Genomic DNA, 10,241 nt, shown 5'->3' on the forward strand with positions numbered 1-10,241 from the left:
TCTTAAGATCCTGTCTATGATAAGACACTACAACTGTGTCCTAGATTTTGGAATGACGACTTTAGAGCGCAGTTAGAATTGCGCGCTAAAGAGAAAGAGGTTTACATCATCAGAAGCGTGACTGAATTGAATAACTTTGTTCACCAACACTTCACTTAACAGTCGAGAGTTTACTTTTCTTTAAAACGCTCTTACTTACTCATAACTTCATGAAAATATTTAGATTTAACTCTACGTGTGGCATATTTGCCATATGTTTAGTTTGTGCTTTGAGTTAAGGAGATAGATATTATGTATGGAAGTGAGAAGACGAGAGCGTTCTGTAGTAACTGTAAGGAACTGACACTGCACAAGTACACTATGTTCAGTAACCAAGCCGAAAAAGCGCCACAACATGAAAAGAAGCCAGGGTTGCTTGGAATGATTTTATCGTCGCTAGCTTCAAGTGGCGGAAACGGTGACTATAAATGTACAAAGTGTGGAACCAATTTACGTACACCGGACAACCTTGATTAGCCTTTAACCTACTTAATACTTCAACATTCTTCTTCTTTAATTGTCCGTTTTCATTTGATAATAATTCAAATTGTACCGTGTTTTTCATTGAATGAACTTCTAGTAGTCTATGCGAATAGTTAATTATTGGGCATTCAAATGACACAGTATCAGTTCCAACAAGGGCATATTCGCCCACCTTCAGAAGCGGATAGCTTATTGATTCGCACCACCCAAGGTTGTCCTTGGAACAAATGTAAATTCTGTACGCTGTTTGAGGGGATGGAGTTTGCAATTCGTCCCGTTGAAGAGATTAAGAAAGACATTTGGGCTGCGAAAGCATTCTATAAGAACCGTAAATTTGAGACCTGTTTTCTGCAAGACGGTGATTCATTCACTATGGATACCGAAGACTTGCTGGATGTGTTGAATACACTCAAACAAGCCTTCCCAGAGTTAAAGCAGATCAGCTCTTATGGACGAGCGCAAAGCATGACTAAGAAGTCGCCTGAAGAGATGAAAGCCATCTGTGATGCAGGGCTCAACATGCTTTATTGCGGTATGGAATCGGGTTCTATTGATGTTCTCAAATTGATGAAAAAAGGCATTACTCCGAAATCTATTTTGAAATCGACCGAATACGCGAAGCAAGCGGGTATGAAGATGATGACCTTCATTATCCTTGGCTTGGGTGGTAAAGAATATTCGGCGCAGCATGTTGAAGAAACGGCGGCCTTACTTAACCAAATCAACCCAGATGAAATACGCATTCTGTCGCTTGCTGTGAAGCCTGGAACCGAATTGGATGAACTGGTGCAGAATGGAGAGTTCACGCCACTTAGCGAACGTGAAATGCTTGAAGAACAATATCAATTGATCAGTAAACTAAACCGCGTGACGGGCAACTATGGTAACTATCACGGTATTAATTTGTTGATGGAACTGAACGGACAGCTGCCACAGGATAAAGCGAAGTTCTTAGCGACAATAGACCGTTTCAATATGATGAGTGAGAATGACCAGAATAACTTTATCTTGGGACGTCGCATTCATTACTACGCCGCATTGAAAGACATGGATAACCAACTTATGTACGATTCTGTACAAAGAGAGCTTAATCGCATTCAAAAGCAAAATCCCGATGAACTCGACAATGTGTTTTACCAACTCCGTCAACGCATGATCTAGCAGCAAGGACTAATAACATGAATAACCTCGTTAACTGGCAAATCAGAAATGAAAATCCGGAACATCGGTCTTTGGAAAACGGCGTGCTGACGATGCAAGTGCAAGAGGGCAATATCTTTGGTGCGGGTTCAGCTGATGTTGATAATATCTTCGTTCATCCAGTATCTAGCTCGGATTACAGCACAGAAGTGACGGTTCAATTAGATCCAAACCTCGCATTTGAACAAGCTGGGTTAGGTATTTACTGGGATAACGACAACTACATTAAAGTGAGCAAAGAGATGTTCATGGGCGAGCGTTCATTGGTGTTCGTTGTAGAACAAAATGGTCAGCCACAGATCAAGGAACGTCTGTTGTTTAGTGAATCTAGTGTGTCGGTAAAGCTCGTCAAACAAGGCGGAAAAGTCGGCGCTCATTTCCGCCCGTTAGAAAAACAACAATGGCAGGAAGTGATCACGTTTGATTCGTTAGTAGGCAGTGAACAGGGTGTGATGCTTTATACGTTCAGTGGCAGTAAGGCGACGCCTAATTTCGCCAAATTTAGTGGCTTTAGTTTGTCTGACGCCTAATAATTTGTCTTACGCTGAATAAGCTTGCTTAGCGTATAAAAAAACGGACCGATATTGCTACCGGTCCGTTTTTAAATTCTTCAAGTCAAAGCGCTTATGCACAGCACTTCTTGTATTTCTTACCGCTGCCGCAAGAACATGGGTCGTTACGGTTAGGGGTCTTTTCAAACGTCATCGTTTTTGGCTTGTTCAGTAGAGTATCAAGCTCGATGGTGTTCTCTTCTTTGTCTGCGTCGACTGTAACAGTAACGAAGATAGTATTTTCAGCGGCTAGTGCTTCAACTTCTGCTTTGCGCGCTTCAGTTTGAACCATTACTGCGATTGGAGATTCTTCAGTACCCGCTTTCACATCGCGGTTTACGTTGTAGCCAGCAAGAACGTGGTTCTGTCTTGTTTCGATACGGCCTTTGAAAAATAGTTTCGACATTGGGTACTCATTAAAAATGTTGAATGGCGCTATTTTTAACGGCGATAGCGCAATGGAGCGGGGATTATACGCATATATTGCAATTGATAAAGCACTGATGTGAGCAAACACTGTTTGGTTTTTGTTTGCTAGTAACGGTTTGTTCTCTAGCTTTGCTTCTATTCGACAAATTTCGAAATTCAAGACAATAAAATTGCCCTAAATAGGCTTATGAATGATAAATTCAAATTACTAATCGAAACAAAGAGATAGTGTATGAAGTTAGATGCCATCCTGTGGGATTACGATGGAACCATAGTCAATTCCGTTCCAAAGAATATCGCAATCACAAAAGACATTATCTCTTTAGTCGCGCCACACTTGTCAGGTGATAACTTACCTAAATATTTGCTCAGCGAAGCGCTTTATCATGAAGCCAACCACGGGGCTAAAAACTGGCAAGCCTTATATGTCGATTATTACGGTTTATCACACGATGAAATGTTGATCGCTGGTGGAATGTGGGCAGAGCATCAAGAGAAAAACCAAACAGCCGTTGCCTTGTCTGAAGGAATGGAAACCGTGGTTAATCAGTTTGCTCATCTTCCACATGGGATCTGCTCTCAAAACTCTCAATTGAATATTCGTGGTGTGCTCGACAGTTATGGCATTGGTGATTTGTTTAAATCGGTCGTGGGCTATGACGATGTCTCGAACGGTAACCAAAAACCCCATCCATTTGGTGGTGTGAAATGTGTCGAGAACATATTTGGCGCCGATCCGACTAACGAGCTTTGTTTGATGTACATCGGTGACCATGAAGCGGACACACAGTTTGCTCGCAATATTGAAGCCGCGCTGGGTAACAATGCAAAAGTGATTGCCGTAGCCGCAGGTTATAGCCGATCGGAGCCTGAAAATTGGCAAACCAAGCCCGATTACATTGCTAACAGTGTCGATGATCTTTTAACGATCATTAGCAAGTACGCATAACGAAGCAGACATTTAAAAATCACCACACGTAAATAACTTTAAGGAAGAATAATGACACCAAAACAAGTGGTATTGGGATTTTGGGATGCAATGCGCAGTAATGATTTTGCAAAGGCAGGTGAATGGTTAACCGCAGATTTTGAAGGCTATTGGCCGCAGTCGTCTGAATTGACGGTAGGGCGCGACAACTTCACGGCAGTCAATGCTGAATACCCAGCTAATGGTGTTTGGGAGTTCGCGCTCAATTCAATTGTCTGTGAAGGTGATACGGTAGTAACGGACATTTCAGTTACTGACAGTGTGCTGAAAGACCGAGTGATCACCTTTCACACGGTTGTTCATGGTTTAATTCAAAAGCAAACTGAGTTTTGGCCAGACCCATTCGAAGCGCCGGCGTGGCGATCGCAGTGGGTTCAGGTTGTGTCGAGCAATTAATTTGTATCGACACGATCAGTTTGTCACGAACAACTAGGTCATATCGAATAATCAGGTTTCATCGAAAAATCAGGTTATAACAAACAAGTGGCATTAGGAGGTTTCATTGAACAAGGTAGTGGTTGTAACCGGCGGAAGCCGAGGTATTGGCGCAGCGACGTCTAAATTGTTGGCCAGTCAAGGCTATGCTGTATGCGTTAACTTCATACACAATGAGTCGCGAGCTGAAGATCTAGTGAATGAGATTCGCGAACAAGGCGGAACCGCGATTAGTGTGCGTGCGGATGTGTCTGTTGAATCGGACGTGAAATCCTTATTCGAGATTGCTCGTAACAAGCTAGGTCCAGTGACTCACTTGGTTAATAATGCCGGGATCTTGTTTACCCAGTCACCATTGGTTGATATTGAATTGGATCGCTTTGAAAAGGTGATGAAGTCCAACGTATCAAGCTGCTTTCTGTGCAGTAAAGCCTTTATCAAACAAGCCGATGGCGCAGGTTCGATTGTGAATGTATCGTCTGCCGCTTCTCGCACTGGCGCACCGTTTGAGTATGTGGATTACGCAGCATCGAAAGGTGCGATGGATTCACTCACCAAAGGCTTATCGCTTGAATTAGCTTCACGCAATATCCGAGTGAATGGCGTAAGGCCAGGTTGTATTTATACTGAGATGCATGCAGACGGCGGAGAGCCAGATCGCGTAGACAGACTAGCTTCGCAGTTACCGTTACAACGAGGTGGCACACCAGAAGAAGTCGCGAACTCTATCGCGTGGTTATTATCAGACGAAGCTTCGTATGTCACCGGCTCGTTTATTGATATTGCAGGCGGTCGATAGGGCACGTTTGCCTTTACACTAATATAAACAAGTTACAACCATCAACACGCAACAAAAGTACCTAACTAAAAGAACGAAACTAAGAGTACAACCATGAAAAACTATTTTGAAAGCCCGTTTGTTGGAAAGTCACTCAAAGAACAAGTGATCAACCCGAACATCATCGTGGGCGAGCACAGCTATTATTCGGGTTACTACCATAACCACAGCTTTGATAACTGTGCGCGTTACCTATTACCGGATAGAACCGACATCGATAAGCTGATCATTGGCAGCTACTGCTCGATTGGTTCTGGCGCCGTGTTTATGATGGCGGGCAACCAAGGCCACCAAAACCAGTGGGTGAGTACCTTCCCGTTTTTCTATCAAGACGATGAGAAGTTTGAAGGTGCGATAGACGGCTTTGAACGCTCTGGTGATACCGTGATTGGTAACGACGTGTGGATTGGCACAGAAGCCATGATCATGAGTGGTGTTAAGGTTGGTGACGGAGCCATCATCGCAAGTCGAGCGGTTGTGACTAAAGATGTCGCGCCATACTCGATTGTCGGTTCAAACCCAGCACGCCATATCCGTTATCGTTTCAATGAGACTGAAATCGCTCAGTTGCTAGAAATGAAATGGTGGCAGTGGAGCGAAGAACAGATCAAAGGCGCGATGTCGTTGATGTGCTCTTCAGATATCAACGGGCTTTACCAGTACTGGAAAGAATTTTCTAAGCATTAAATTGTAGAACACAGAAGAAACGTGAAGAGCGAGGAATCAGTCTAAAATTAATAGATAACTCAGTAGCTTTACGATTAAAGTGTCAATGTGATTTAGATAAATGATTGATTATATGCATATTGCATAGTATGGCGTGTCGCATTAGCGTGGTGGATGAATTGGAGGGGTATTATGATTAGTTGCAACGATTACGATTATATTGAAATTGTGTGTATGCACCGATACCCAATCAAGTTAACGCTGAAGTCTGGCGAGAAGATTGAATGTGTCGGGTTAGATACCCAGCGCAATGACAGCCGTGAAGAGTGCATTAAAGTCAGTACTCAAGGCGAGCAACAACTTGTCGTATTAACTCAAATAGCGACATTGGATGTCTGTGTCGACAACCCTCACTTTCAGCATGTTTCATTCAAAACGTCATAGGCTTTCAAATGAATAGCACCATAGAACAATGCTATTGCACCGCGTGCAGAGAAGAGACACAACATGTTGTTGTGTTGGTCAGAAAGACGAGTGCGTTTGCAGACAAACCTAACCAAAAGCGAAGTGAGTTTTGGGCAGGCATGATAAAAGGTTGGTTCCTTGGCCCGTTTATCGCGTCAATGGATGAGTTTTCTCGTCACCTTGTCTGTGAAAAATGTGGCCATAAAGAGATACAAGATTAGCATCGTTATCTTATAAAACATTGGATTCAATACAGTTAGATCGTCAATTGGCTTAGGAATAGAACGAATGAAAGTTGAAACGATAGAAGCCGTAAAGGCGTATGGGTTTTCAGTAAGAACCACCAATACCGATGAGATGGACCCAGCAAGAGCCAAGATAGGGCAATTGTGGCAGGGCTTTTTTGACCAAGCATTTCCGAAATTAACACCGGATTCAAAAGTGTATGGCGTCTACACTAATTACGAGTCTGATTTTACGGGTGAGTTTGATGTTATCGCGTGTGCTAATGCGTTAACGGATCAAGACTTAAATAATCTTATTGAAACCAAGATTGAAGCAGGCAAATATCTGACGTTTTCTGCTGAAGGTGAACTTCCTCAAGCGGTCATCGATCTATGGGGTGAAGTGTGGGCGTATTTCAGCGCTGCTGACTGCCCACATGTGAGAACTTACACGACAGATTTTGAACTATACAAAGGTGAAACTGAAGTCGAGATTTCGATAGCGATTCAGTGATCAGGTTAAAATGAACAAAAGGCTTAGCTTAGACTGTGTTTGCCAGTTAAGAGACAGTAGTTACAGGTAAAGAGACAACGGAATCCCAGTTAAGCCTTTGAATATCTGTTCTTTACAAAGAAGATACAGTGTCACGTAACTACTTTAATACCTAGGAATTATCTATTCCAGAATTCCCCTAGATCACCCTAGATACCCTTAAGTCACCCAAAATTCTCTTAAGTTATCCAAAAAGACAATCTTGCTTGGTTTCATTCCACAAAGGGTATTGCTTCATGACTTGGGTGTAGAGCTTACTTTCAAGGTGCGCTCTTAACCAACGTCCTACGTTTTGATATTCCGATTTCACAAACCACTTCTTTTCGACTCGCACAAACTGACTGACGAAAGGCATCACCGCAAAATCGGCCAAGCTTGGGCTTTCTCCAAAAAAGTAGGGCTGATCGATAAGTCGCACTTCTAACTGCTTAATGAAGGTTTCGCAGGCTTGTCGGCGTTGTTCAACATCGATGTTTCGGTAACGAACCGATGCACGATACCTTTCTAAGTGACCAATAAATTCTTCATCGTTGGTTTTAATGAGCTGCTGAACTTGTTCGCTAAGCGTTGGATTGCTTGAACGCAGAAGATCTTGAGGATCGTTTTGTTGAAGTGACCAGTTCATCACATCCAAGCTCTGTTCAATGACTTGTCCATTGGGTAACACCAATACAGGCACTGTTCCTTTTGGCGAACTGGCCAATAGTTCGCTAGGCTTGTCTTTGGTAACGATTTCTCGAAGTAACACTTTTTGCTGTGATAGTGCGATGCCCATTCGTCCGCGCATTGCATAAGGGCAACGGCGTAAAGAATAAAGGATAGGTAGATCGGATTCGTTCGGCATTATTGAGGTCATTTAGTTTGAAAAGTGTTGTACGGTGGTAAAGAGATCGTGATGTGGGTAGAATACGCGGCTTAAAAATTATAAGTAAGTGAGCGACTTCAAAAATGAGCAGAAAAATTGAGTTATTAGCCCCAGGTGGCGATGTAGAAGCGATAAAAGCCGCCATCGTAGCGGGTGCTAATGCAGTTTATTGTGGTTTAGACACATTCAACGCTCGTAACAGAGCCTCTAACCTGTCGTTAGACGAATTGAATGGTGTGATTCGCCTTGCTCATGAATACGGCTGTGAAGTGTTCCTGACTCTTAACGTTGTGCTACTGGAGCACGAGACTAAGAGCATCACCAAACTGCTGAACCAGCTTGTGAACACCAAAGTGGACGGCATCATTGTTCAAGACTTGGGTTTATTCAACCTGGTTAAGAAGCATTTCCCATCGTTAGACGTTCACGCGTCGACTCAGTTAACTACGCACAACGAAGGTCAGATTAAGTTCTTGTCTAAGATTGGCGCGACGCGCGTTAACTTGTCTCGTGAGTTGAACCTGCCTGAAATCAAGATGCTGACGGAAGTGGCACACGATCACGACGTATTAACCGAAGTGTTCGTACACGGCGCTCTGTGTATCGCATTCTCTGGTCAATGTTACTCAAGCTCAGTAAGTGTGGGTAACTCAGGTAACCGTGGTCGTTGTAGCCAAGCGTGTCGTGATGAGTACGAAATCACCAACGCGGGCAACAAGTTCCCACTTAACCTGAAAGATAACTCAGCTTACTACGACCTACCTGAATTGGTTGATGCGAAAGTCGACTCATTGAAAGTAGAAGGCCGTATTAAAGGCGCACACTACGTTTACACTGTGGTAGACACATGGCGTAAACAGATTGATAGCTTTGTAGAAAGTGGTTTGTTGATCGAAGACGATTCGAACCTACACAAAGTATTCAACCGTGATTTCACCAACTCTTTCCTAAAGGGCAACCTAACGAAAGACATGTTCATCGATAACCCGCGCGACAACAGCATGAACTACGCTGTTGAAAAAGCGACGGAGCAGAACAACGAAATCTCAGTTGTACAGATTCAAGAAGTGACCAACGAACTTCACCAAGCGAAAGACGTTCTTGGTAACGAAATGCGTGACAAGATCGAGTTCCTTGATATTCGCAAGACACCAGTAGCACTGTCGTTCAGCGCAAAAGTGGGTCAACCATTTACGGTGACTGTGAACACGCCAAAAGAGAACTTTACTCTTCAATCTAAATCGCTATTGAAAGCGGTTGAAGAGAAGGCGATTACTCAAGAGCTACTTGAGAAGCGATTCAAAAACGTGAAGAGTGCAGTTCACACGCTAGAAAGCCACGACTTCAGTGAAGTGGATGCAGGCTTGTTGATTCCTCTAAAAGAAGTTTCAGACCTAAAAGACGAGATCGACTTCATTCTGAACGGCTCTGTGGAAGTGATTAAGCACGTTGAAGTGCCAGCACTGCCTCAGCACCCTAAAGTGAACGAGAAGCCGACTATGTCGATGCTTATCGCCGATGTAGAAGACTTACACCTGTGTGACGTGACTGACGCGGATGTTTACTTCAAACTTCCAGAAAGCTTCAAGAAGCGTTGTAACAAGTACATCGACATCTTGGCAGCAAACCCACGTTTGATTCCTTGGTTCCCAGCGGTATTGATCGGTAAAGATTACGACGAAGCGGTTCGTATTCTTGAAGAGATCAAGCCAGCTCGCATCGTAACCAACAACACGGGTATTGCTTACAAAGCTTACGAGATGGGTATTGAGTGGGTTGCAGGCCCGTTCATGAACACGACCAACTCTCACGCACTGGTTACTCTGAAAGAAGAGCTGAACTGTGCAGGCGCATTCATTTCGAACGAGATCAACAAAGGTCAGATTCGTCATATTCGTCGCCCAGAGAACTTCAAACTGTCCTACAGCATTTACCACCCAATCTTGATGATGACCAGCCGTCAGTGTTTCTTCCAAAGAACCGTGGGTTGTAACAAGCCAAGCATCGAAGCAGGTTGTATGTTGAAGTGTGAGAAAGCGACCACGATTACCAACGTGAAAGGCATCTCTTTTGCGGTTGATAAACAGAAGGGTGGCTACCCAAGCATTTACAACCACGAGCAGTTCTTGAACCACGACGCAGTAACTGACTTCTCTGGTCTGTTCGACGAGTTCTTCATTGACCTAACCAACATCGGTGCAGGTTCTAAAGAAGTGAAAGACAAAGTTGAGCTTATCAAGCATTTCGAAGCGCTACTGAACGGCGTTGAAGGTTCACAACAGAACCTAGAGCAGATGGTTGAAGTTCGAACTAATGCTCAGTACGTGCAAGGTCTATAGCGTACAAGGTTTATAGGGTTCAATGTCTATGGGCTGTAAGGCTTATAGCTTCTAACGCAAAGAGCGTTCAAGGTTTATAACGCTCAACCGCTTATAAGCACTCTGAACCAATAAACAAAAGGCCACTCAATCGAGTGGCCTTTTTAATGGTGCGCCGAGCATGGCG

Annotated in this window: 13 protein-coding genes; 11 read left to right on the forward strand and 2 right to left on the reverse strand. The window is 43.6% G+C overall.

Translation table 11 applies throughout. The features are described from left to right. Nucleotides 1-291 precede the first annotated feature (291 nt). The 3 genes from AB4585_RS21835 (at nt 292) to AB4585_RS21845 (ending at nt 2,252) form a co-directional block, all read left to right on the forward strand. Nucleotides 292-516: a hypothetical protein gene (locus AB4585_RS21835; RefSeq protein ID WP_017061807.1), complete on the forward strand. Its 225-nt coding sequence runs from the start codon at nt 292-294 to the stop codon at nt 514-516. Nucleotides 517-654: 138 nt separating this feature from the next. Continuing rightward, a complete protein-coding gene (locus AB4585_RS21840) occupies nt 655-1,683 on the forward strand; it encodes a radical SAM protein (RefSeq protein WP_017061808.1) in 1,029 nt (342 codons plus the stop codon). A 17-nt stretch (nt 1,684-1,700) separates the two neighbouring features. Continuing rightward, nucleotides 1,701-2,252 (forward strand): DUF1349 domain-containing protein, encoded by a 552-nt coding sequence (locus AB4585_RS21845; RefSeq protein ID WP_136974256.1) that lies wholly within the window; start codon nt 1,701-1,703, stop codon nt 2,250-2,252. 94 nt (nt 2,253-2,346) lie between these two features. Here the strand turns inward: AB4585_RS21845 and AB4585_RS21850 are convergent, their stop codons facing one another. Beyond that, complete coding sequence (locus AB4585_RS21850; RefSeq protein ID WP_017068336.1) at nt 2,347-2,679, reverse strand: PBPRA1643 family SWIM/SEC-C metal-binding motif protein; 333 nt, start codon at nt 2,677-2,679, stop codon at nt 2,347-2,349. Nucleotides 2,680-2,934: 255 nt separating this feature from the next. On the opposite strand from AB4585_RS21850, the gene AB4585_RS21855 reads away from it, so the two are divergent. The 7 genes from AB4585_RS21855 (at nt 2,935) to AB4585_RS21885 (ending at nt 6,832) form a co-directional block, all read left to right on the forward strand. Then, entirely contained in the window at nt 2,935-3,651 is a 717-nt protein-coding gene (locus tag AB4585_RS21855) for an HAD family hydrolase (RefSeq protein WP_372150664.1), read from the forward strand. A 51-nt stretch (nt 3,652-3,702) separates the two neighbouring features. Then, on the forward strand, nt 3,703-4,086 hold the full coding sequence (locus AB4585_RS21860) for a nuclear transport factor 2 family protein (protein ID WP_372170908.1): 384 nt from the start codon (nt 3,703-3,705) through the stop codon (nt 4,084-4,086). Nucleotides 4,087-4,192: 106 nt separating this feature from the next. Then, the gene (locus AB4585_RS21865) at nt 4,193-4,924 is read left to right on the forward strand and encodes a glucose 1-dehydrogenase (protein WP_136974259.1); all 732 of its coding nucleotides are present in this window, start codon (nt 4,193-4,195) and stop codon (nt 4,922-4,924) included. A 93-nt stretch (nt 4,925-5,017) separates the two neighbouring features. Next, nucleotides 5,018-5,650 carry a type B chloramphenicol O-acetyltransferase gene (gene catB / locus AB4585_RS21870; protein ID WP_372170910.1) on the forward strand — a complete coding sequence of 211 codons (633 nt, stop codon included), beginning with the start codon at nt 5,018-5,020 and terminating at the stop codon, nt 5,648-5,650. 171 nt (nt 5,651-5,821) lie between these two features. Next, entirely contained in the window at nt 5,822-6,073 is a 252-nt protein-coding gene (locus AB4585_RS21875) for a Rho-binding antiterminator (RefSeq protein WP_136974261.1), read from the forward strand. Nucleotides 6,074-6,081: 8 nt separating this feature from the next. After that, nucleotides 6,082-6,315 carry a hypothetical protein gene (locus AB4585_RS21880; protein ID WP_372170913.1) on the forward strand — a complete coding sequence of 78 codons (234 nt, stop codon included), beginning with the start codon at nt 6,082-6,084 and terminating at the stop codon, nt 6,313-6,315. A gap of 67 nt (nt 6,316-6,382) precedes the next feature. After that, nucleotides 6,383-6,832, forward strand: a complete 450-nt coding sequence (locus AB4585_RS21885; protein ID WP_017061816.1) for a GyrI-like domain-containing protein — start codon at nt 6,383-6,385, stop codon at nt 6,830-6,832. Between the two features lie 223 nt (nt 6,833-7,055). On the opposite strand, the gene AB4585_RS21890 is transcribed toward AB4585_RS21885, so the two are convergent. Next, complete coding sequence (locus AB4585_RS21890) at nt 7,056-7,646, reverse strand: glutathione S-transferase (protein ID WP_372170917.1); 591 nt, start codon at nt 7,644-7,646, stop codon at nt 7,056-7,058. A gap of 173 nt (nt 7,647-7,819) precedes the next feature. Here AB4585_RS21890 and AB4585_RS21895 point away from each other — a divergent pair, with 173 nt between their 5' ends. Next, nucleotides 7,820-10,075 (forward strand): peptidase U32 family protein, encoded by a 2,256-nt coding sequence (locus tag AB4585_RS21895; protein WP_372170915.1) that lies wholly within the window; start codon nt 7,820-7,822, stop codon nt 10,073-10,075. Nucleotides 10,076-10,241 lie beyond the last annotated feature (166 nt).

It is taken from the genome of Vibrio sp. 10N.222.49.C9, from assembly GCF_041474985.1.
GTDB classification, from domain to species: Bacteria; Pseudomonadota; Gammaproteobacteria; order Enterobacterales; family Vibrionaceae; genus Vibrio; species Vibrio crassostreae_C.